Source organism: Streptomyces sp. NPDC086519, assembly GCF_040686075.1.
Taxonomy (GTDB): Bacteria; Actinomycetota; Actinomycetes; order Streptomycetales; family Streptomycetaceae; genus Streptomyces; species Streptomyces shenzhenensis.
Genome location: NZ_JBFBJL010000106.1, coordinates 1 through 22,789 on the forward strand (window position 1 = coordinate 1; position 22,789 = coordinate 22,789).

The window sequence follows — 22,789 nt, forward strand, 5'->3', positions numbered from 1 at the left end:
GGGCGGGCCGCAGGACGCGGCATGGCTCACGGAGGCGGCGGCGGACGCGGTCCTGCGGCGGGCGGCGGCCGAGGTGGCGGGGGTGCGGCTGGGGTCCTGCCCAGCACCGCCCCGCCCCGCCATGCCCCGCAAGCAGAAAAGGGAGCCGTCCGCCGATGAACGATCCGTCGGTCCCCGGGCCCCGGCCCGCCGATCCCCTGATCGCCCTGCGCCCCTGGGAGGCACCCGAGGTGACCTCCTGGCGCCGGCTCCCCATGAACGCCGTCGACCGGCGCACCGGAGCACTCCCGCTGGACGGCGACTGGCGCTTCCAGTTGCTGCCGGCTCCGGACGCGCCGGCCGGCGGCCGCTGGTCCACGGCGCACGTCCCCGGCGCCTGGACCGTGCAGGACACGGACGACCTGCCGCAGTACACGAACGTCACCATGCCGTTCCGCGAGTTCCCGCCGGACTCCCCCGCCGCCAACCCGACCGGGGTCTACGAGCGCGAACTGGACGTCCCCGCGGAGTGGGCCGGGCGGCGCGTCGTGCTCCAGGTGGGCGCGGCGCAGAGCGTGCTCCTCGTGCACGTCGACGGGCGGCCGGCGGGCGTCTCCAAGGACTCCCACCTGGCGGCCGAGTTCGACCTCACCGAAGTCGTCCGGCCCGGCGCGCGGTCGGTCCTCAGGCTCACCGTCGTCAAGTGGTCGGACGCCTCGCACATCGAGGACCAGGATCACTGGTGGCACGGCGGGATCACCCGCTCGGTGCTGCTGTACGCGACCGACCCCTTTCATCTCGCGGACGTGACCGTGCGGGCGCGGCGGGACGGCGAGTTGCGCGTGGACTGCCGGGTACGGAACGCGGCGGGCGACCGGGCGCTGCCCGGGGGCTGGTACGTCACCGGCGAGCTCGACGGTGAACCCCTCACGCAGGACGCCGGGTTCGACCGGCTCAACATCGAGGACGACCGGGTCTCCGACTTCCTCGGCGAGGCCCGCATCCACGCCACCGTGGCCGACGTGCGCACCTGGAACGCGGAACAGCCGGAGCTGTACGGGCTGACCGTCCGGCTGCACCGCGCCGACGGCACGGTCGCCGACACCTCGTACCACCGCGTCGGCTTCCGGGACGTCGAGATCGCCGGCCGGGACCTGCTCGTCAACGGCGAGCGGGTCTTCATCCGGGGCGTCAACCGGCACGACTTCCACCCCCTCACCGGGCGGACGGTGTCGTACGACGACATGCGCGCGGACCTGGTGCTGCTGAAGCGGTTCGGGTTCAACGCGATCCGCACCTCGCACTACCCGAACGATCCGGCCCTGTACGACCTCGCGGACGAACTGGGCTTCTACGTCGTCGACGAGGCGGACATCGAGTCCCACGACCACGCCCACGAGATCGCCGACGACCCGCGCTACCTGAACGCCTTCGTGGACCGGGTCGCGCGCATGGTGCTGCGCGACAAGAACCACCCCTCGGTCATCATCTGGTCGCTGGGCAACGAGTCCGACTACGGGGCGAACCACGACGCGGCGGCCGGCTGGCTGCGGCGGCACGACCCGACCCGGCCGCTCCAGTACGAGGGGGCGGCCAAGCGCGGCTGGGCGGACCCGGACGTGGCCTCCGACATCGCCTGCCCGATGTACGCGCCGCTGGAGGACTGCGTGGCGCACGCCCTGTCCGGCGAGCAGACCAAGCCGCTGATCCAGTGCGAGTACTCGCATGCCATGGGCAACAGCAACGGCACGCTGGCCGACCACTGGGCCGCCATCGAGTCCACTCCGGGGCTTCAGGGCGGGTTCATCTGGGAGTTCTGGGACCACGGAATTCTCCAACGGGTGAGCGACGGAAGACCGGTCGGGCGCGCGGGCGCCGGACTGTATGACAACGGTGTCGCCGCGCCCGGCCACCGCTGGGCGTACGGCGGCGACTTCGGCGAGGCCCTGCACGACGGGGCCTTCGTCGCGGACGGGATCGTCTTCCCCGACCGCACCCCCAAGCCCGCGATGTACGAGCACCGGGAGATCGCGGCACCGGTCCGCATCCGGTGCTTCAGGCACGAGGGCATCGTGCTCGCCAACCACCAGCACTTCCGGGGCCTCGACTGGCTGACCGGCACCTGGGAGCTGGCGCTGGCCGACGGCCGTACCCTCACCGGCCCGGCCGCACTGCCCGCACTGTGCCCCGGCGAGACCGCGGCCGTACCGCTGCCGTTCGAGGTGCCGGCGGACGGCGGTGAGGCGTGGCTGACGCTGCGGGTGACGGTCGCCGAGGACCAGGCGTGGGCGCCGGCCGGTACGGAGATCTGCGCGCCGCAGATCCGGATCCGGGCGGCGGACCCGCTCGGGCCGCCGGTGCCGGCGGGGCCCGCCGTCCAGGTGGACGACGAGGGGCTGCTGCTGCACCCGCTGCTGGCGGCCGCGCCGGTGCTGTCGCTGTGGCGGGCGCCCACCGACAACGACGAGCTGGGCGGGACGGCGCCGCGCTGGCGCGCCTGGGGCCTGGACCGGCTGGTGCGCAAGGTGGTCTCGGTACGCCGGAGCGGCGGGCGAAGCGAGAGGGACGCGCCCCCGGCCGAAGGCTGGGGCAGGGTGACCGTGCTCGCGGAGTACGCCGGCACGGTCGGGGTGGTACGGCACCGGCAGGAGTTCACGCCGGTCGAGGGCGGTGTCCGGGTCGACGAGTCGGCCGAGCTGCCCGAGGAGTTCGCGGACGTGGCGCGGGTCGGCTCGGTCTTCGAGACGGTGGCCGGGCTCGATCTGCTGGAGTGGTTCGGTCAGGGTCCCTGGGAGTCGTACCCCGACCGCGCCGCCGGAGCCCCGGTCGGGCACCACTCCTTGCCCGTGGACGAGTTGTTCACCCCCTACCTGCGGCCCCAGGAGAGCGGCGGGCGGCACGGCGTCCGGCGGTTCACGCTGTCGGCGCCGGACGCCACCGGACTCGCGGTCGAACTGGACGGGCCCCGCCAGGTCTCCGTCAGCCGCTACCGCGCCGAGGACCTCACCGCCGTCACGCACCACGACGAACTCGTGCCGCGGGCCGGCTGTGTGGTCCACATCGACGCCGCACACCGGGGCCTCGGCACGGCGTCGTGCGGTCCCGACACCTTCCCCTCCTACCTCGTCGCACCGGGTGTCCACCGCTGGAGCTGGACCCTGCGCGTCCGCTGAGATCCCCCCACGCCCTTCGCCGTCACTTCTGCTTACTCACGGAGCACTCGTGTGTACTTCGCATGACCACATCCAGGGTGAGGCCGCGCAGGCCGGAGCCGGAAGACGCAACTTCCTCAGGGCCACCGCGCTGCTCGGTGCCGCCGCCACCGCCGGGGTCGCGCTGCCGGCCGTCGCCGAGGCGTCCTCCGGCTCCGGCCGGCGGCCCGACCCGGAGAGCCGGCGCTTCACCCTCGCGGTGATGCCCGACACCCAGTACCTCTTCGACGGGCCGAGCATCAACCCGGCGCCCATCGAGGCCTCGCTGCACTATCTGCTGGAGCAGGGCGGCGCGGCCGACGAGAACATCGTCTTCCTGTCCCACCTCGGCGACCTCACCCAGAACGGGGCGCCGGAGGAGTTCGCCGCGATCAGCGAGGCGTTCGGGATCCTCGACCGCCGCGGGGTCGGCTACAGCGTGCTGGCCGGCAACCACGACATCAGGTCGTCGACGGACGACCAGCGCGGTGACACGCCGTACCTGGACGCCTTCGGGCCGCGGCGTTTCAAGGACAAGCCGACGTTCGTCGGGGCCTCCGCGGACGGCTACAACACCTGCCACCTGTTCAAGGCGGCCGGGCGCGAGTGGCTCGTGCTGGCGCTGGACTGGCGGCTGTCGGCCAGGGGCTACACCTGGGCGAAGGACGTCATCGCCGCCCACCCGAAGGCGCCGGTCATCCTCACCACGCACGAACTGGTCGTGGCCGATGACGAGTTGTCGTCGTACGGACAGCAGCTGTGGGACCAGCTGATCAACGAGCACGACCAGATCTTCCTCACCCTGAACGGCCACTACTGGCCGGCGGGCCGCGCGACCCGAAAGAACGCGGCCGGCCACGAGGTGCATCTGCACCTGACGAACTACCAGAACCGCTACTTCGGCGGCGCGGCGATGATCCGCCTCTACCACTTCGACCTGGACCGCGACGTCATCGACGTGGAGACGGTCTCCCCGTGGATCCTCGGCCGGGCCAAGAAGGGCCTCAACGAGCTGGAGCGGCAGGAGATGGAGCTGAGCGGCGACGCGGACCGCTTCTCCGTCGGCATCGACTTCGCGGAGCGCTTCGCCGGCTTCGACCCGGTGCCGGTCCGCCCGGCGCGGCCCGCGTCGCAGATGCTGGTCCGGGGCACGGCCGCCTACTGGCGGTTCGACTCGGCCGTCGCGGACACCGTCCGTGACCTGTCCGGCAACGGCAACGACCTCACGGTGGTCTCGGTGGGCGGCGGCACCCTGGGCTGGTCGGCGGACCACCACCCGGACCAGCCGGGCCACGGCAGCCTGGAGTTCACGGGTCACAAGTCCCCGCTGACGGGCGCCTACCTGCGGACCGTCGACGGCGCCCCGCTCAACTCGGCGACCTTCAGGGACGGTTACACCATCGAGGCGTTCTACCGGCTGCCCGCCGACTGGAGCGCCGCGCACAACGCCTGGTCCGGCCTGGTCAGCCGCACCGGCCACAACGGCTCGGTCGGCACCGTCACCGACGACCCGGACGAGCCGCTGGCCACGCTCTCCATCTCCGACGGTCCGGGCCCGCAGTGGGCCGTGCACCCGCTCAACCAGCGGCAGCTGGCCACCAACTGGGGCGACGAGACCGACCCGGAGATCTGGTGGCACCTCGCCGTCGTCAACGACGGCAAGCACACCACGATGTACGTGCAGGGCTGTCCGGTCGCCCGCAACCCGCACGCCGCCGCGGTCGGCATCGCCTCGTCCGGGAAGCCCTGGCTGCTCGGCGGCTACGAGTACGCGGACAGGATCGACCAGATCCTGCACGGCCGCCTCGGCGACGTCCGGATCGTCTCCCGGGCGCTGCCCGTCTCCTCCTTCATGACCCACTGACCCGTTACGAGGATCATCTTCATGACCGAGCAGCAGCTGCCCGCCTGGGCCGATCCCTCCGTCTCCCCCGCCGAGCTCGACGCCCAGGGCATGTCGAGACGTGGACTCCTGCGCCGTGCGGGCCTGTTCGGCGCCGCGTTCGCACTCGGGTCGGCGGCGGCCCCCGCGTTCGCCGCCTCGGGCCGGGGCCTGGGCGGCGAGGACCCGCGCCTCGCCTACCTGGTCGGCGACCACCACGTCCACTCCGTGTACAGCCACGACGCCAAGTACACGTTCTCCCAGCAGGCCCAGGCCGCCGCCCGGTACGGGCTGGACTGGATGGTGTTCAACGAACACGCCAACTTCGGGCACGCCTACTACGGCGCGAAGCTGGAGCACGCGGAGATCCTCAAGGCACGCGCCGAGAACCCGCGCCAGCTGATCTTCCAGGGCCTGGAGTGGTACATACCGGCCGCCGAGCACTGCACGGTGTTCGCCGCGCCCGGTCCGCACGAGACGGATCTGCTCACGCGGTTCGAGCTGGCCTACGACGGCAAGCTCCTCGGCTACACCGAGGGGTCGGCGGGCGCGGCCGACACCGCCCGCAACGAGGCGCACGCGGTCAAGGCCATCCAGTGGCTGGCCGAGCAGCGCCGCACCGGCTATGTCGACGACGTCCTCGTCCTCGCCAACCACCCGCTGCGGCTGGGCATCGACTCCCCGCACGAGATGCGCAACTGGCGGGACGCGGCCTCCGAGATCATGATCGGCATGGAGGGCGCGCCCGGCGCCCAGGGTGCCGCGATCCCCGGCTGGCGCGGGGCCACCTCGATCCGCGGCGAGTACGAGAACAAGCCGTCCGCGCAGTCCTGGTCCGGCTACCCGGCGGACGCGTATCTGACGTACGGCGGCTTCGACTGGGCCACCGCGACGGTCGGCGGTCTGTGGGACGCGATGCTGTCCGAGGGCCGCCTGTTCACCATCACCACCAACTCCGACAACCACCGCACGGTCTTCGACACCTGGAAGAACGGCGACTGGCCGGCGGGGCAGAACTTCGACAACACCGGCAAGCTGCCCGACCCGGTGAACACGGGCACACCGCAGCCCGGCAGCGACTTCTGGCCCGGCGAGTTCAGCCGGACCCACGTCGGCGTCACCCGCTACGGCTACCGCGCGGTGATGGCGGGCCTGCGGGCGGGCCGGGTCTGGCTGGACCACGGGCACCTGCTCGACGGTCTGGACGTCCGGCTGAAGCGGGACTGCGACCACGGCGCCGGTGTCACGCTGGGCGGCCGGCTGCGCGTCCGCAGGGGCGAGCGGATCACCCTGAACGTGACGGTGACGACCGCGTCCCGGGTCAACGCCCAGGGCATCCTGCCCCAGTTGGCGCACGTCGACGTGATCCGGGGCGCGGTGCGCGGTCCGGTCGCCGACCGGGACACCTGGCAGGCGCCGGACACCAGGGTCGTGCAGTCGAAGGACGTGTCCGGCCGCACGGGCACGTACACGCTGCGGATCCCGATCACCGCGGGCGACGAGTCCTGCTACCTCCGGCTGCGCGGCAGCGACGGCAGGCGCAACGGCACGGGCTACCTCGGTGCCTCGGTCGACCCGCACGGCCCGATCCCCCACGAGCCGGGCAACGGCGACCCGTGGGCGGACACGTGGTTCTACTCGAACCCGATCTTCGTGGACGTGGTGGGCTGAGCGCCCCGCAGGGCTTAGGGCCGGTGGGGGCCGGCCGCGCAGTTCCCCGCGCCCCTTGCGGGGCTCGTGGCACGGGCGGGCGGCCCCCGCCGGACCGCAGTTCCCCCGCCACCGCAGCCCGGCAGCCGGTGTCCGGGCGAAGCCCTACGCGTAGAACCGGGAGAGGCTCTGCAGCACGGCGGCGGGCTTGGTCCCGCCGTCGATCTCGATCGTCCCGTCGACGACGATCTGCACGCCGCCCGGCACGTCCTCGACCTCCGTCAGTCGGCCGGCCAGCCGGATCCGGGAGCCGACCTTCACCGGGGCCGGGAAACGCACCTTGTTCAGGCCGTAGTTGACCTTCGTGGTGACGCCCTGGACGTCCAGCAGCTCGGTGAACAGGGGGATGAACAGCGACAGGGTGAGGTAGCCGTGGGCGATGGGGGCGCCGAAGGGACCCGCGGCCGCCCGCTCGGGGTCGACGTGGATCCACTGGTGGTCGCCGGTCGCGTCGGCGAAGGTGTCGATGCGGTCCTGGGTGACCTCGATCCACTCGCTGGTGCCCAGGTCGCTGCCCGCGAGCTTCTTCAGTTCGTCGAGGCCGTTGACGGTGACGGTCATGTGTCTGTCCTTACTCAGGAGTCGGTGCCGTAGCGCTTGCGCACCTGGGACTTGAGGAGTTTTCCGGAGGCGGTGCGCGGGAGTCGGTCGGCGAGCACCACCGATTTGGGGAGCTTGTACTTGGCGAGGCGGCCGGAGAGGGAGGCCAGGACCTCGTCGGGGTCGAGGACGGCGCCTTCGCGGGGTACGACCACCGCGCGCGGCACCTCGCCCCACTTGTCGTCCGGTACGCCGATCACCGCGCACTCGGCGATGCCGGGGTGGGCGAGGAGCAGGTCCTCGATCTCGGCGGGGTAGATGTTCTCGCCCCCGGAGATGATCATGTCCTTGAGGCGGTCGACGATGAACACGTAGCCGTCCTCGTCGACCCGGGCCGCGTCACCGCTGCGGAACCAGCCGTCCGCGAAGGAGGCCGCGGTCTCCTCGGGCAACCCCCAGTAGCCGGGCATGACATGGGGTCCGCGGACGACGACCTCGCCGGTCTCGCCGACGTCGACCCGGGTCAGGTCGGGCCGCACGACCCGTACGTCGCTGAAGAAGTGCGGTACGCCGGCCGAGCCCGCCTTGGCGACGGCGTGTTCGGCGTCGAGGAAGAGGGTGCCGGGCGAGGCCTCCGTCATGCCGTAGCCCTGGAGGAACGTCAGGCCTCTCTCCTGGTACCGGGCGATCAGCGGGGTGGGGACCGGGGAGCCGCCGCAGGTGAGGATGCGCAGGGAGGAGAGGTCGGCGTCCGGCCAGCGGGGGTGGCGGGCCACCTGGTCGAACATCGTGGGGACCCCGAACATGAAGGTGATCCGGTGCTGTTCGATCAGGTCGAGGGTCGTGGCCGGGTCGAAGGCCTCGACCAGGACACAGGTGCCGCCCTTGAGGAGGACCGGGAGGGCGAGCATGTTGAGGCCGGCCGTGTGGAACAACGGGGCCGAGACCAGGGCGCGTTCGTCGGCGATCAGGTCGGTGTCGACCAGGACGTTGAGCGCGTTCCAGGTGAGGTTGCCGTGCGTGAGCATCGCGCCCTTGGGGCGGCCGGTCGTCCCCGAGGTGTACATGATGATGCAGGTGTCGTCGGGGACGACCGGTTCGTCGATCGGGTCCTCGGCCGCCGCGGCCAGCAACTCCTCGTACTCGGGGCCCACTTCGACGTACGTCCGGACGTCGCTGGTGCCGGGCAGGCCGGCGACCAGACCCGCGTGCGAGGGGCTGTAGAGGAGGGCCTTGGCGCCGGAGTCGGCGAGCTGGTAGGCGATCTCGGGGCCGGCCAGGCGGGTGTTGAGCGGGACGAAGACCGCGCCGAGGGTGCCGGCCGCGAACAGGGTCTCCAGGTAGGCCGGGTGGTTGGGGCCGAGGTAGCCGATGCGGTCGCCGCGGCGCAGGCCCCGGGCGCGCAGGGCGTGGGCCAGGCGGGTGGTGCGTGCGTACAGGGTGCGGTAGTCGGCCGACTGCCCGCCGGACACCAGAGCCGTGCGGTGCGGCGTCTTGCGGGCCCGGCGTGCGGGCCACGAGCCCAGTCCCTCGTTGCGCATCTGGGGCCCCTTACGGCGTGGTCAGCCCGAGCAGGCGGGCGGCGTTCTCCTTGAGGATCTTCGGCCGGACCTCGTCCTTGATCGGCAGTTTCCCGAAGTCGGCGAGCCACCGGTCGGGGGTGAGGACGGGGAAGTCGGAGCCGAACAGCACCTTGTCCTTGAGCAGTGTGTTGGCGTACTGCACCAGTTGCGGCGGGAAGTACTTCGGCGACCAGCCGGACAGGTCGATGTGCACGCCCGGCTTGTGGGTGGCGACGGCAAGGGCCTCGTCCTGCCAGGGGAAGGACGGGTGCGCCAGGATGATCTTCAGGTGCGGGAAGTCGGCCGCCACGTCGTCCACGTGGAGCGGGTTGCTGTACTTCAGCCGGATCCCGCCGCCGCCCGGGACACCGGCGCCGATGCCGGTCTGGCCGGTGTGGAAGAGGGCGATGGTGCCGGTCTCCTCGATCACCTCGTAGAGGCCGTACGCCACCGCGCGGTCGTTCGGGAAGAAGCCCTGGACGGAGGGGTGGAACTTGAAGCCCTTCACCCCGTACTCCTCGACCAGGCGGCGGGCCTGCCTGACCCCGGCGCGGCCGCGGAAGGGGTCGACGGAGGCGAAGGGGATCAGCACGTCGGCGTTGGCGGCCGCGGCCTCGGCGACCTCCTCGTTGGGGACGGGCGCGGTGCCGGTCGCGGACTCGGCGTCCACCGTGAAGATCACGGCGGCCATGTTCCGCTCCCGGTAGTAGGCGGCCGTCTCCTCGATCGTCGGCTTCCGCTTGCCCTCGACCTTGAAGTAGGCCGAGGAGGCGTCGTGCAGGTCGTCGTCGAGGGAGGAGTGGCCCTTGGCGGAGACCTCGGCGTGCGTGTGCACGTCGATCGCCGTCAGTGTCGCGATGTCCATCATGCCTCCGGGAGCTTGGGCGCCGGGATGCCGACCGTCTGGAGTTCGGCGCCGACCGAGGTGGCGAAGGCGTCGGCCAGGGTGTCCGGGGTCCAGCCGCCGTCGGCGTAGGCCGCCCTGATCTCCTGCGGATGCGACCAGAGTGTCACCTTGTCGCCGCCGATGCCGATGGCCTGGCCGGTGATCGAGCGGGCGGCGTCGGAGGCCAGGAAGGGGACGAGGGCCGCGCAGTCCTCGGGGGTGCCGAAGCCCTCGCCCTTGCGCAGGAAGTCCGGGAGCGGCTCGCCGTTCCTCATGGCCTCGACGTACGGGGCGAAGGCGGGGATGGTCTCGGTCATCGCCGTGGCGGCCACCGGCACGATCGCGTTGACGGTGATGCCGGCCCGGCCCAGCTCCATCGACCAGGTACGGGCCATGGCGGCGATGCCCGCCTTCGCGGCGGCGTAGTTGGTCTGGCCGAAGTTGCCGCGCTGGCCGGCCGGGGAGCCGACCAGGATCAGGGTGCCGCCCTCGCCCTGCTCGCGCATCCGGACGGCGGCGGCGCGGGCGCAGGTGAAGGTGCCCTTGAGGTGGGTGGTGACGACGGCGTCGAAGTCGTCGTCGGTCATCTTCCACAGCACCTTGTCGCGCAGGATGCCCGCGTTGGTGACCAGGATGTCGAGGCGGCCGAACTCCTGTACGGCCCTGCTCACGAGGCGGTCCGCGGCCTCGGCGGTGCCGACCGGGACCACCTCGGCGACGGCGGTGCCGCCGGCCTCGGCGATGGACTTCACGGCCTGCTCGGCGACGGCCTCGTCCATGTCGTTGACGACCACCGAGGCGCCGCGGGCGGCCAGGGCGTGGGCGTAGGCGAGGCCGAGGCCCCGGCCGCTGCCGGTGACGACGGCGGCCTTGCCGGTGAGATCGATGGTGGGCACGGTCGGTCCCTTCACAGACGACGGTGGCGGCCCCGAGGGCCGCCTGCGAACTTCGAGATCGAAGCTAAGAGCAATAATTGTTGACGTCAATAGTTGTTGTCGTCCCATGGGTGCCTCATGCTGGAATCCGTGCGACAGACCGCCCCGCCGCCGGGGCCCGTAGCAGGGAGACCGTCATCACCCGCCAGCACACCGAGAACCCGACCTCGATCGACGCGGACGAGCCGTGGATGCGCGAGCTGCACGCGGACACGGGGTACCTGCTGTACCGCCTGGGCCTGCGCTCGGGGCAGGTCTTCAACACGTTCCTCCAGGAGTCGGGGCTGCGGCTGCGCCACTACGCGGTGCTGCGTTACCTCGCCACTTCGGAGGGCTCGCTCCAGCGGGAGCTGAGCACCCGGCTCGGCTACGACCCGAGCGCGATCGTCGGCCTGGTCGACGACCTGGAGAAGCTGGGCTTCGCCGAACGGCGCCCCTCCCCCGACGACCGCCGCAGCCGGATCGTCGCCCTGACCGACACCGGCCGGGCGTTCCTGCGGGACACCGACGAGGCGGGCCGGCGCGTGACGAACGATCTGCTGGGCCCGCTCGACGCGACCGAGCGGGCGACGCTGCACGCCCTGCTGCTGCGCGTCGCCGACCGGCCATGACCGCCGTCACCCGCTCGGCACCCGACCGGCTGCTCGCGGTCCTGGCCGCCTTCGACCACGGACACACGGCGCTGAGCCTGTCCGGCATCAGCCGCCGCGCCGGGCTCTCCCTGACCACCGCGCACCGGCTGGTCGGGGCGCTCACCGCATGGGGCGCGCTGGAGCGGGACGCGGACGGCACCTACCACGTGGGCCTGCGGCTCTGGGAGCTGGCCGCGCTGGCGCCGCGCGGTCTGGCGCTGCGGCAGGTCGCCCTGCCGTACCTGGAGGACCTGTACGAAGCGACGCACGAGAACGTGCAGCTGGCGGTCCGGGACGGGTCGGAGGTCGTCTACATCGAGTGGCTGTCGGGGCGGTCGGCGGTGGGCGTGCACATCCGGGTGGGCGCCCGCTGGCCGCTGCACGCGACCGGGGTGGGGCTCGTGCTGCTCGCGCACGAGACGGCCGGCTTCCAGCAGGACTACTGTGCGGGCCCGTTGGCGTCCTTCACGCCCCACACGGTCACGGATCCGGCCAGGCTGCGCCGCTCGCTGGCCGAAGTCCGGCGTACGGGGGCGGCGGTGAGCAGACGTCAGGTCACCGACGACGCGCTGTCGGTGGCGGCTCCGGTGCGCGGGGCGACCGGACAGGTGGTCGCGGCCGTCTCGGTGGTGGTGCCCGAGGCGGCCGCCCAGGTGCCGGTGCTGGTCCCGGCGGTGCGGCTGGCGGCCCGCGGGATATCCCGGGCGCTGGGCTGGCAGCCCGGACCGGACGACGGGACGGGCCGGGTAGCGTGACCGGGTGACGGCCAGCGGGGTGTACCGGGAGCCGGGCGAGGCCGCCTGGGCGCGGGTACCGGGACAGGTGCGGGAGGACGAGGGTCCCTGGCCGCGACCGCGCAGGGTGACCTTCCCGCTCCTCATCGGAATCTCAGCGAACACCCCCGCGATTCAAAGGAACCCCCCATACAGTCGGCGCAGGATGCCCTGACACAGGTGGACAAGTCAGGAAGGCGTGTCGTGGGCGTCCAGCACATATCGAACCGGTCCGGACGGCAGTCGGGGAAGTGGTCCCGGCGCGGGATCCTCGCCGCGCTCGGCGCGGTGCCCGCGGGGGCCGCGCTGGCCGGGTGCAGTTCCTCCGCGGACGCCTCGGCCGCAACCGACGGCAAGGGCGCCACGGCCTCCGCGAAGTCCGCGACCAAGAAGGCGACGATCTCGGTCACGCCCGTCTCCGGCACCACGAAGGCGGACTTCAGCACTCCCGTCGAGGTCACGGTGACCGACGGCACGCTGGCCTCCGTGACCGTCGCGGGCAACGACGGGTCGACGCTGCCGGGCACCTTCAACGACGCGAAGACGACATGGACGTCCGCGAAGAACCCGTACTCCGGCACGAAGTACACGGTGACGGCGAAGGCGCTGGGCGCGACCGACGAGACGGTGGCCACCTTCACCACGAAGTCGCCCGGCGAGACGTTCATCGGCTACTTCACGCCCGAGGCGGACTCCACGTCCGGCGTCGGCATGCCGGTGTCGATCAACTTCACGCACGCGGTCAAGGACCGGGCGGCGGTGCAGAAGGCGATCACCGTGACCGCCGAGCCGGAGGTCGAGATCGTCGGCCACTGGTTCAGCGACACCCGGCTCGACTTCCGCCCGGAGACGTACTGGGCGCCCGGCACCAAGATCACCCTCAGTCTGCGGCTGAAGGACGTCGAGGGCTCGGACGGTGTCTACGGCGTGCAGTCGAAGGACGTCACCTTCCACATCGGCCGCGAGCAGATCTCGACGGTCGACCTGTCGACCAAGCAGATGGTCGTGAAGCGGGACGGCGCCACCTACGCCGCCTACCCGGTCTCGGGCGGGAACGCCCAGCACACCACCTGGTCCGGGATCATGGTGATCAGCGAGCGGTTCAAGCAGACCCGGATGGAGTCCTCCACGGTCGGCCTCGGCGACGAGTACGACATCTCCGACGTCCCGCACGCCCAGCGCCTGACCACCTCCGGCACCTTCGTGCACGGCAACTACTGGGCGTCCACCTCGGTCTTCGGCCACGAGAACACCAGCCACGGCTGTGTCGGCCTGCACGACGCCAAGGGCGCGAGCGACACCTCGGTCGACGGCTACAGGTTCTACGAGAGTTCGATGATCGGCGACGTGGTGATCGTCAGGAACTCCGGCGAGAAGACCGTCGAGGCCTCCAACGGCCTCAACGGGTGGAACCTGTCCTGGGCGGACTGGAAGGCCGGCAGCGCGATCTAGCGAGCGGCCGGCTTCAGAGCGTGAACTCCCGTGGGAAACAAGGAGATTCTTTGTTTTAACTCTTGACGGCCGCAGGCACGGAGAGCACATTGGGCCCACTTTGAGAGCGCTCTCAGGCAGTCCCGGCGCTCTCGGAGTCACGCCCGCGCACTCCCCTCCGTACCCGAGAGGCACCCCCATGAGTGAAACCTCCGGTATACCCGCCGCGGATCACAGACGGCGGCGCTCGCTGCGTCGCGCCCTGCTCGCCGCGCTCGCCACCATGGGTCTGGCGGTCGCGGCCGCCACGACCGCGACCCTTCCCGCCAGCGCCTCGGCGCCCGGCGTGCCGTCCGGCTGGAGCCAGGTCTTCCTCGACGACTTCAACGGCTCGGCCGGCACCGGCGTCAACACGTCCAACTGGCAGTACGACACCGGGACCTCGTATCCCGGAGGTGCCGCCAACTGGGGCACCGGCGAGGTCGAGACGATGACGTCGAGCACCACCAACGTCGCCCTGGACGGCAGCGGCAACCTGAAGATCACGCCGGTGCGGGACTCGGCCGGCAACTGGACGTCGGGCCGGATCGAGACCACCCGCACCGACTTCCAGCCTCCGGCCGGCGGCAAGCTGCGCGTCGAGGCCCGCATCCAGATGCCGAACGTCACCGGCACCGCCGCCTACGGCTACTGGCCCGCATTCTGGATGCTGGGCGCGCCCTACCGGGGCAACTACCAGAACTGGCCGAGCGTCGGCGAGCTGGACATCATGGAGAACGTGCAGGGCCTGGACAAGGTCTGGGCGACCATGCACTGCGGCACCAACCCGGGCGGCCCCTGCAACGAGACGACGGGCCTGGGCAACTCGACCGCCTGCCCCAACACCACCTGCCAGTCCGGCTTCCACACCTACACCATGGAGTGGGACCGCTCGGTGAGCCCCGAGGCGATCCGCTTCTACGTCGACGGTGTCAACTACCAGACGGTGACCTCCAGTCAGGTCGACGCCACCACCTGGGCGAACGCCACCAACCACGGCTTCTTCGTCATCCTGAACGTGGCGATGGGCGGCGGCTTCCCGGGCGCGTTCGGCGGCGGTCCGACCAGCGCCACCGAGTCCGGGCACCCGATGGTCGTCGACTACGTCCAGGTCCTCCAGTCCAGTGGGAGCGGTACCACCACCCCGCCGAGCGGCAGCCGGGACGCGTACAGCGCCATCCAGGCGGAGTCGTACGACAGCCAGTCCGGCGTCACCGCCGAGACCACCACCGACACCGGCGGCGGCCAGGACATCGGCTACGTCGCCAACGGCGACTGGGCGCTGTACAAGGGCGTCGACTTCGGCTCCACGGCGGCCAAACAGTTCTACGCGAGGGTGGCGAGCGGCGCGGCGTCCGGGGTGAGCGGTCTGGTCCAGGTGCGTCTGGACAGTCCCTCCAACTCTCCCATCGGCAGCTTCTCGGTCGCCAACACCGGAGGCTGGCAGACCTGGACCACGGTCCCGGCCAACATCAGCTCGGTGACGGGCACCCACGACGTCTATCTGACCTTCAGCAGCGGCCAGTCGGCGGACTTCGTGAACGTGAACTGGTTCGACTTCGGTCACTGACACGGGAGTCGACCACGCGGCGCCGGAGGGGATGCCCTCCGGCGCCGTCGTCGTGTCAGCGCAGCTCCGCCCGGAACGCCACCGGCGTCTGCCCGGTGTGCAGGTGGAAGAACTTGGAGAAGTTCGCCGCGTCCGGGAAGCCGATCGCCACGCCGACCCGGCCGATCGGGAGGTCCGTGTGGGCGAGGAGCCGTTTGGCCTCCAGGACGACCCGCTTGTCGATGAAGCCCTTGGGGGTCTCGCCGGTCGCGGCGCGGACCGCGCGGACCAGGGTGCGGCGGGAGTAACCGAGGGCGTCCGCGTAGACGCTGACGCTGTGGTTGGTGGCGAAGTCCTTCTCCACCGCGTCCCGGAAAAGGGTGAAGGTCGTGTCGGCCTGGCGGCGCGCCGCCTCCGCCGAACTGGCCGCGAGATGGGCGAGGCGCAGGAGAAACGCCGTCAGGGAGTGCCGCAGAACCGAGGTGTGCAGGCTCAGGGGGAGCGTTTCGGCGTCCTCGTACTCGCGTTGCAGGTTGGCGAGCGACGCCTGGACCGCGGCGAGCTGCGGTGCCTCGGGACGGAGCAGGGGCGGCAGGTCGTAGCGGTAGAGACCGGTCGCCTCGACGATCGCCCGCGGCAGAAAGCCGGGCTGCATGGTCAGGACGGTTCCGCGGTACTCGCAGGTCCGCGAGAAGCGGTGCACCTGCCCCGGCCGGATCCAGAGCAGGTCGCCGGCCCGGGCCTCGTACTCGGCGAAGTCGATCATGTGCCGGACCGGGCCGTCGGTGAAGAGCATCACCACGTGGAAGTCGATGCGGTGGACGCGCTCCAGCGGGGCGTCGGCGTGCCAGAGGCGTTCGGTCCCGAGCGGGCCGACCTGGATGCCGACGCCGCCGACGCTCAGATCCACCGGGAAGGGGAGGGTTCTGATTCCGTCATCGTCGCCCGGCTCATTGGGCGTTCTGTCCGCCATGTCCTTCTCGTGCCTATCCCTGTCGAAGATCCGTGTCCCACTTTCACCACAGGCTGACACACTCCGACCTTCCCTCTTAAAAGTCAGACTTTTACTTTTGAACGCGTTACGCCAGCCAGACCGCTTCGAACGAGGACTTCTTGAAGATGAGCACGCAGACATCAGTGGGCTTCGACGACGACTTCGAGTGGACCGACCTGGACCGGCGCGCCGTGGACACCGCGCGCCTGCTCGCGGCCGACGCCGTGCAGCGGGTCGGCAACGGGCACCCCGGCACCGCGATGAGCCTGGCGCCGGCCGCGTACACGATCTTTCAGAAGGTGATGCGCCACGACCCGGCCGACCCCGAGTGGACCGGCCGGGACCGCTTCGTCCTCTCCCCCGGGCACACCTCGCTCACCCTCTACACCCAGCTGTTCCTCGCCGGGTACGAGCTGGAACTGGACGATCTGAAGGCGTTCCGCACCCACCGGTCCAAGACGCCCGGCCACCCCGAGTACGGCCACACCGCCGGTGTCGAGACCACCACCGGCCCCCTCGGCCAGGGCGTCGCCAACGCCGTCGGCATGGCGATGGCCGCCCGCTACGAGCGCGGCCTGTTCGACCCGGAGGCCCCCGAGGGGACCTCCCCCTTCGACCACACCATCTGGGCGATCGTCTCCGACGGCGACCTGGAGGAGGGCGTCTCCGCCGAGGCCTCCTCGCTGGCCGGCCACCAGAAGCTCGGCAACCTGGTCTTCGTCTACGACGACAACCACATCTCCATCGAGGGCGACACCGCGACCGCGTTCTCGGAAGACGTCCTGGGGCGGTACGAGGCCTACGGCTGGCACACCCAGCGCATCGAGCCCACCGCCGAGGGCGACGTCGACGTCCACGCGCTGTACGCGGCCCTGAAGGCGGCGCAGGCCGAGACCGAGCGGCCGTCCATCATCGCGATGCGCACGATCATCGCCTGGCCCGCCCCGAACGCCCGGAACACCGAGGCCTCGCACGGCTCCGCGCTCGGCGCCGACGAGGTCGCCGCCACCAAGCGCCTCCTCGGCTTCGACCCCGGGCAGAGCTTCCAGGTCGACGCCGACGTCCTGGCCCACACCCACCGCGCCCTCGACCGGGGCGCCGAGGCCCATGCCGCCTGGGACAAGCGCATCGCCGAGTGGCGCGGCCAGAACGAGGAGCACGCGCGGCTCTTCGACCGGGTCGTGGCCGGTCAGCTCCCCGAGGGCTGGGAGTCCGAGCTTCCCGTCTTCGAGGAGGGCGGCTCCGTCGCCACCCGCGCCGCCTCCGGGAAGGTCCTCCAGGCGCTCGGCGCGGTGCTGCCCGAGCTGTGGGGCGGCTCCGCCGACCTCGCGGGCTCGAACAACACCACGATCGACAAGACGTCCTCGTTCCTGCCGAAGGGCAACCCGCTGCCCGAGGCGGACCCGTACGGCCGTACCGTCCACTTCGGCATCCGCGAGTTCTCGATGGCCGCCGAGATGAACGGCATCGCCCTGCACGGCAACACCCGGATCTACGGCGGCACCTTCCTGGTGTTCTCCGACTACATGCGCAACGCGGTCCGCATGGCGGCCCTGATGCAGCTGCCCGTGACGTACGTCTGGACGCACGACTCCATCGGGCTCGGCGAGGACGGCCCGACCCACCAGCCGGTCGAGCACCTGGCCGCGCTGCGCGCCATCCCGGGCCTGAACGTCGTCCGCCCGGCCGACGCCAACGAGACCGCGACGGCCTGGGCCGAGATCCTGAAGAGGCACGCCACGCACCCCGCCCCGCACGGGCTCGCGCTGACCCGCCAGGGCGTGCCGACGTACGCGCCGAACCCGGACGCGGCCAAGGGCGGCTACGTGCTGCGCGAGTCGTCGGCCGAGACCCCGGAGGTGGTCCTGATCGCCACCGGTTCCGAGGTGCACCTCGCCGTCGCGGCACGGGACCTCCTGGAGGCCGAGGGAATCGGCACCCGGGTGGTGTCGATGCCGTCCGTGGAGTGGTTCGAGGAGCAGCCCCGCGAGTACCGCGAGAGCGTCCTGCCGCCGGCCGTGCGGGCGCGGGTCGCCGTCGAGGCCGGGATCGGCCTGACCTGGTACCGCTTCGTGGGCGACGCCGGAAGGATCGTCTCCCTGGAGCACTTCGGTGCTTCCGCCGATGCCAAGACCCTGTTCGCCGAGTTCGGCTTCACCGCCGAGCACGTGGCGGCCGCGGCCCGCGAGTCGCTCGCCGCCGCCCGTACCGCCTGATCCACCAGCCAGAAACAGTTCAGTAGAGGAAGATGATCACTGTGACCGAAGCAACCGCCACCGCGGGAGCACTGAAGCGCCTCTCCGACGAGGGCGTCTCGATCTGGCTGGACGACCTGTCGCGCAAGCGGATCAGCACCGGCAACCTCGCCGCGCTCGTCGCGGAGAAGAACGTCGTGGGCGTGACCACGAACCCGTCGATCTTCCAGGCCGCCATCGGCTCCGGCGAGGGGTACGAGGAGCAGCTCGCCGACCTCGCCGTGCGGGGGGTCACGGTCGAGGAGGCCGTGCGGATGATGACGACGCAGGATGTGCGGGCCGCCGCCGATGTCCTGTCTTCTGTATACGATGTGTCACACGGCACAGACGGCCGGGTGTCCATCGAGGTCGATCCCCGCCTCGCCCACGACACCGCCGCCACCGTCGCCGAGGCCAAGCAGCTCGCCTGGCTGGTCGACCGCCCCAACGTGATGATCAAGATCCCGGCGACCAGGGCCGGTCTCCCGGCGATCACCGCGGTCATCGCCGAGGGCATCAGCGTCAACGTCACGCTGATCTTCTCCCTGGAGCGCTACCGCGAGGTCATGGCCGCCTACCTGGCGGGCCTGGAGCAGGCCGCGGCCAAGGGCCTGGACCTCTCCACGATCCACTCCGTGGCGTCCTTCTTCGTCTCCCGCGTCGACAGCGAGATCGACAAGCGGCTGACCGTCATCGGCACCGACGAGGCGCTCGCGCTGAAGGGCCGGGCGGCACTGGCCAACGCACGGCTGGCCTACGAGGCCTACGAAGGCGTCTTCACCGGCGAGCGCTGGGCGGCCCTGGCGGCGGCGGGCGCGAACCGGCAGCGCCCGCTGTGGGCCTCCACCGGCGTGAAGGACCCGGCGTACAAGGACACCCTCTACGTCGACGAGCTGGTGGCCCCCGGCACCGTCAACACCATGCCGGAGGCGACGCTCAACGCGACCGCCGACCACGGTGACATCCACGGCGACACGGTGACGGGCGGCTACGACCGGGCCCGTGCCGATCTGGCGGCGGTGGAGCGGCTCGGCATCTCCTACGACGAGGTCGTGGGCAAGCTGGAGGACGAGGGCGTCGCCAAGTTCGAGGCGGCCTGGCAGGAGCTGCTGGACGCCGTCACGAAGTCCCTGAACAGCAAGGGAGTTGAGGCGTAATGAGCGAGACCGCCAAGGAGGTGCGGGTGCCGGCGGTACCCGCCTCCGACTGGGACAACCCGCTGCGCGACGCGCGCGACCGGCGGCTGCCGAGGGTCGCGGGCCCGTCGGGCCTGGTCATCTTCGGGGTGACCGGTGACCTGTCCCGCAAGAAGCTGATGCCGGCCGTCTACGACCTGGCCAACCGCGGCCTGCTGCCGCCGGGCTTCTCACTCGTCGGCTTCGCCCGCCGGGACTGGGAGGACCAGGACTTCGCCCAGGTCGTCCACGACGCGGTGCGCGAACACGCCCGGACCCCCTTCCGGGAGGAGGTCTGGCAGCAGCTCGCCGAAGGCATGCGGTTCATCCCCGGCGACTTCGACGACGACACCGCGTTCAAGCAGCTCAAGGCGGCCGTCGACGAGCTGGACAGCTCCCGGGGCACCGGCGGCAACTTCGCGTTCTACCTCTCCGTGCCGCCGAAGTTCTTCCCCAAGGTCGTGCGGCAGCTGAAGAAGGTCGGCCTGGCGACCCCGCCGGCCGGGTCCTGGCGGCGGGCCGTCATCGAGAAGCCGTTCGGCCACGACCTGGCCTCGGCGCAGGACCTGAACGCGGTCGTGCACGACGTGTTCGATCCGGACCAGGTGTTCCGCATCGACCACTACCTGGGCAAGGAGACCGTCCAGAACATCCTGGCGCTGCGCTTCGCCAACCAGATGTACGAGCCGATCTGGAACCGGTCCTACGTCGACCACGTGCAGATCACCATGGCCGAGGACATCGGCATCGGCGGCCGCGCCGGCTACTACGACGGCATCGGCTCGGCCCGGGACGTCATCCAGAACCACCTGCTCCAGCTGATGGCCCTCACCGCGATGGAGGAGCCGATCGCGTTCGACGCGGACGCGCTGCTCACCGAGAAGCTGAAGGTCCTGAAGTCGGTCCAGCTCCCGGAGGACCTGGGCAAGCACACCGTGCGCGGCCAGTACGCCGAGGGCTGGCAGGGCGGCGAGAAGGTGATCGGCTACCTCCAGGAGGACGGTATCGACCCCGGGTCGAAGACCGACACCTACGCGGCCGTCAAACTCGGGATCGACAACCGCCGCTGGGCGGGCGTCCCCTTCTACCTGCGCACCGGCAAGCGGCTCGGCCGCCGCGTCACCGAGATCGCGGTGGTCTTCCAGCGGGCCCCGCACTCCCCCTTCGACTCCACGGCCACCGAGGAGCTCGGCGCCAACGCGATCGTCATCCGCGTCCAGCCCGACGAGGGCATGACCGTCCGCTTCGGCTCCAAGGTGCCGGGCACCTCGATGGAGATCCGGGACGTGACGATGGACTTCGCCTACGGCGAGTCCTTCACCGAGTCCAGCCCGGAGGCGTATGAGCGGCTCATCCTGGACGTGCTGCTCGGCGACGCCAACTTGTTCCCTCGTCACCAGGAAGTGGAAGAGTCCTGGAAGATCCTCGACCCGATCGAGACGTACTGGGCACAGCATGGTAAGCCCGCACAGTACGAGTCGGGCAGCTGGGGACCGCAGGAAGCCGACGAGATGCTCGCACGAGACGGACGGAGCTGGCGCAGGCCATGAAGATCGACCTGACGGACACCACGGCAAGCAAGATCAACAAGGCGTTGGTGCAGGGTCGCCGCGCCATCGGAACCCCGGCCGTGGGCATGGTCCTGACGATGGTGATCGTCACGGACGAGGAGAACGCCTACGACTCGATCAAGGCGGCCGAGGAGGCCTCGCACGAGCACCCCTCGCGCACCCTGGTCGTCATCAAGCGGCACGCCCGCACCCTGCGCGACCGCACCACGTCCCGCCTGGACGCCGAGGTCCGGGTCGGCTCCGAGGCCGGCACCGGCGAGACGGTCGTCCTGCGCACGTACGGCGAGGTCTCCGACCACGCCGCCTCCGTCGTCCTGCCGCTGCTGCTGCCGGACGCCCCGGTGGTCGTGTGGTGGCCGGTGGAGGCCCCCGACACCCCGTCCAAGGACCCGCTCGGCGCGCTCGCCCAGCGCCGGATCACCGACCTGTACGCGGTCGAGCGGCCGATGCAGGTCCTGGAGACCCGCGCCCGCAACTACGCGCCCGGCGACACCGACCTCGCCTGGACCCGGCTCACCCTGTGGCGGTCCATGCTGGCCGCCGCCCTCGACCAGGCCCGGGTCACGGTGACCTCGGCGGCCGTCGAGGCCGAGGCGGACAACCCCAGCGCCGAACTCCTCGCCCGCTGGCTGGAGGCGCGGCTGAAGGTCACGGTGGACCGCGTGCCCTCCCCCGGCCCGGTCGTCACCAAGGTACGGCTCGGGACCGCCACCGGCGAGATCGTCATCGACCGCCCCGAAGGGCCGCTCGCGACCCTGACCCTGCCGGGCCAGCCGCCGCGCACCCTCGCCCTGAAGGTCCGCCACACCTCCGAACTCATCGCCGAGGAACTGCGCCGCCTCGACGCGGACGAGATGTACGCCATCGCCCTGCGGGGCGAGGGGACCAAGGAGACCGTCTCCCATGTCTGACACCCCCGAGCTCACCCGGCGGCCGGAGTGGGCCGCCCTGGAGGACCACCGGGCCGAGGGCCAGCCGGTGCTGCGTGAGCTGTTCGCGGCCGACCCGGCGCGCGCCGAGCGGTACGTCGTACGGGTCGGCGACCTGTACATCGACTACAGCAAGCACCTGATCACGGACGAGACCCTCGCCCTGCTGCGGGAACTGGCCACCGCCACCGACGTGTTCGGGCTGCGGGACGCCATGTTCCGCGGCGAGAAGATCAACATCACCGAGAAGCGGGCGGTCCTGCACACCGCCCTGCGTGCCCCGCGCGACGCGGTGGTCGAGGTCGACGGGGCCGATGTGGTCCCGGCCGTGCACGCCGTGCTCGACAAGATGAGCGACTTCGCCGAACGGGTCCGCTCCGGCGAGTGGACCGGCCACACCGGCAGGCGCATCAAGAACGTCGTCAACATCGGCATCGGCGGCTCCGACCTCGGCCCGGCGATGGCCTACGAGGCCCTGCGGGCGTTCACCGCACGAGAGCTGACGTTCCGTTTCGTGTCCAACGTGGACGGCGCCGACCTGCACGAGGCGACCCGCGACCTGGACCCGGCGGAGACGCTGTTCATCGTCGCGTCGAAGACGTTCACGACGATCGAGACGATCACCAACGCGACCTCGGCGCGCACTTGGCTGCTCGACGGGCTGGGCGACGAGAAGGCGGTGGCCAAGCACTTCGTGGCCCTCTCCACGAACTCCGAGAAGGTGTCGGACTTCGGCATCGACACGGCCAACATGTTCGAGTTCTGGGACTGGGTCGG

At 71.1% G+C, this 22,789-nt stretch carries 16 protein-coding genes and 1 pseudogene; 12 read left to right on the forward strand and 5 right to left on the reverse strand.

Going from position 1 to position 22,789, the window contains the following annotated elements; genetic code table 11:
* Positions 1–155 precede the first annotated feature (155 nt).
* The 3 genes from AB0P24_RS45325 to AB0P24_RS45335 are packed head-to-tail and all read left to right on the forward strand — an operon-like array spanning position 156 to position 6,723.
* Positions 156–3,152, forward strand: coding sequence for a glycoside hydrolase family 2 TIM barrel-domain containing protein (locus AB0P24_RS45325; protein WP_365804897.1), 2,997 nt, complete (start codon positions 156–158; stop codon positions 3,150–3,152).
* Positions 3,153–3,201: 49 nt separating this feature from the next.
* Positions 3,202–5,034: a LamG-like jellyroll fold domain-containing protein gene (locus AB0P24_RS45330; protein WP_365804899.1), complete on the forward strand. Its 1,833-nt coding sequence runs from the start codon at positions 3,202–3,204 to the stop codon at positions 5,032–5,034.
* A gap of 21 nt (positions 5,035–5,055) precedes the next feature.
* Positions 5,056–6,723, forward strand: a complete 1,668-nt coding sequence (locus AB0P24_RS45335) for a histidinol-phosphatase (RefSeq protein WP_365804900.1) — start codon at positions 5,056–5,058, stop codon at positions 6,721–6,723.
* Positions 6,724–6,867: 144 nt separating this feature from the next.
* Here AB0P24_RS45335 and AB0P24_RS45340 read toward each other — a convergent pair whose 3' ends face one another.
* Genes AB0P24_RS45340 through AB0P24_RS45355 form a run of 4 tightly spaced genes read right to left on the reverse strand, consistent with a single transcriptional unit; the run spans position 6,868 to position 10,646 of the window.
* On the reverse strand, positions 6,868–7,323 hold the full coding sequence (locus tag AB0P24_RS45340) for a MaoC family dehydratase (protein ID WP_365804902.1): 456 nt from the start codon (positions 7,321–7,323) through the stop codon (positions 6,868–6,870).
* A gap of 14 nt (positions 7,324–7,337) precedes the next feature.
* The gene (locus AB0P24_RS45345) at positions 7,338–8,843 is read right to left on the reverse strand and encodes a long-chain fatty acid--CoA ligase (RefSeq protein WP_365804904.1); all 1,506 of its coding nucleotides are present in this window, start codon (positions 8,841–8,843) and stop codon (positions 7,338–7,340) included.
* 10 nt (positions 8,844–8,853) lie between these two features.
* A complete protein-coding gene (locus AB0P24_RS45350; RefSeq protein ID WP_365804906.1) occupies positions 8,854–9,729 on the reverse strand; it encodes an amidohydrolase family protein in 876 nt (291 codons plus the stop codon).
* Complete coding sequence (locus tag AB0P24_RS45355) at positions 9,729–10,646, reverse strand: SDR family oxidoreductase (RefSeq protein WP_365804908.1); 918 nt, start codon at positions 10,644–10,646, stop codon at positions 9,729–9,731. The genes AB0P24_RS45350 and AB0P24_RS45355 overlap by 1 nt, the downstream gene beginning before the upstream one ends.
* A gap of 230 nt (positions 10,647–10,876) precedes the next feature.
* Here AB0P24_RS45355 and AB0P24_RS45360 point away from each other — a divergent pair, with 230 nt between their 5' ends.
* The 4 genes from AB0P24_RS45360 (at position 10,877) to AB0P24_RS45375 (ending at position 15,130) form a co-directional block, all read left to right on the forward strand.
* The gene (locus tag AB0P24_RS45360; RefSeq protein WP_365804926.1) at positions 10,877–11,296 is read left to right on the forward strand and encodes a MarR family transcriptional regulator; all 420 of its coding nucleotides are present in this window, start codon (positions 10,877–10,879) and stop codon (positions 11,294–11,296) included.
* On the forward strand, positions 11,293–12,072 hold the full coding sequence (locus AB0P24_RS45365; RefSeq protein ID WP_365804910.1) for an IclR family transcriptional regulator: 780 nt from the start codon (positions 11,293–11,295) through the stop codon (positions 12,070–12,072). Before AB0P24_RS45360 ends, AB0P24_RS45365 begins: the two co-directional genes overlap by 4 nt.
* A 222-nt stretch (positions 12,073–12,294) precedes the next feature.
* Complete coding sequence (locus AB0P24_RS45370) at positions 12,295–13,542, forward strand: Ig-like domain-containing protein (RefSeq protein WP_365804912.1); 1,248 nt, start codon at positions 12,295–12,297, stop codon at positions 13,540–13,542.
* Between the two features lie 178 nt (positions 13,543–13,720).
* Positions 13,721–15,130, forward strand: coding sequence for a glycoside hydrolase family 16 protein (locus tag AB0P24_RS45375; RefSeq protein WP_365804914.1), 1,410 nt, complete (start codon positions 13,721–13,723; stop codon positions 15,128–15,130).
* Between the two features lie 55 nt (positions 15,131–15,185).
* On the opposite strand, the gene AB0P24_RS45380 is transcribed toward AB0P24_RS45375, so the two are convergent.
* Positions 15,186–16,082, reverse strand: coding sequence for an AraC family transcriptional regulator (locus AB0P24_RS45380; protein ID WP_365804916.1), 897 nt, complete (start codon positions 16,080–16,082; stop codon positions 15,186–15,188).
* A gap of 146 nt (positions 16,083–16,228) precedes the next feature.
* Here AB0P24_RS45380 and tkt point away from each other — a divergent pair, with 146 nt between their 5' ends.
* The 5 genes and pseudogenes from tkt to AB0P24_RS45405 form a co-directional block, all read left to right on the forward strand.
* Complete coding sequence (tkt, locus tag AB0P24_RS45385) at positions 16,229–18,319, forward strand: transketolase (protein WP_365804918.1); 2,091 nt, start codon at positions 16,229–16,231, stop codon at positions 18,317–18,319.
* 32 nt (positions 18,320–18,351) lie between these two features.
* Positions 18,352–19,494: a transaldolase gene (gene tal / locus AB0P24_RS45390; protein WP_365804920.1), complete on the forward strand. Its 1,143-nt coding sequence runs from the start codon at positions 18,352–18,354 to the stop codon at positions 19,492–19,494.
* A complete protein-coding gene (gene zwf, locus AB0P24_RS45395; RefSeq protein ID WP_365804922.1) occupies positions 19,494–21,062 on the forward strand; it encodes a glucose-6-phosphate dehydrogenase in 1,569 nt (522 codons plus the stop codon). Before tal ends, zwf begins: the two co-directional genes overlap by 1 nt.
* The gene (gene opcA / locus AB0P24_RS45400; RefSeq protein ID WP_365804924.1) at positions 21,059–21,994 is read left to right on the forward strand and encodes a glucose-6-phosphate dehydrogenase assembly protein OpcA; all 936 of its coding nucleotides are present in this window, start codon (positions 21,059–21,061) and stop codon (positions 21,992–21,994) included. The genes zwf and opcA overlap by 4 nt, the downstream gene beginning before the upstream one ends.
* A pseudogene (locus AB0P24_RS45405) lies at positions 21,987–22,789 on the forward strand (glucose-6-phosphate isomerase); the annotation flags it as partial. The gene opcA and the pseudogene AB0P24_RS45405, both read left to right, overlap by 8 nt.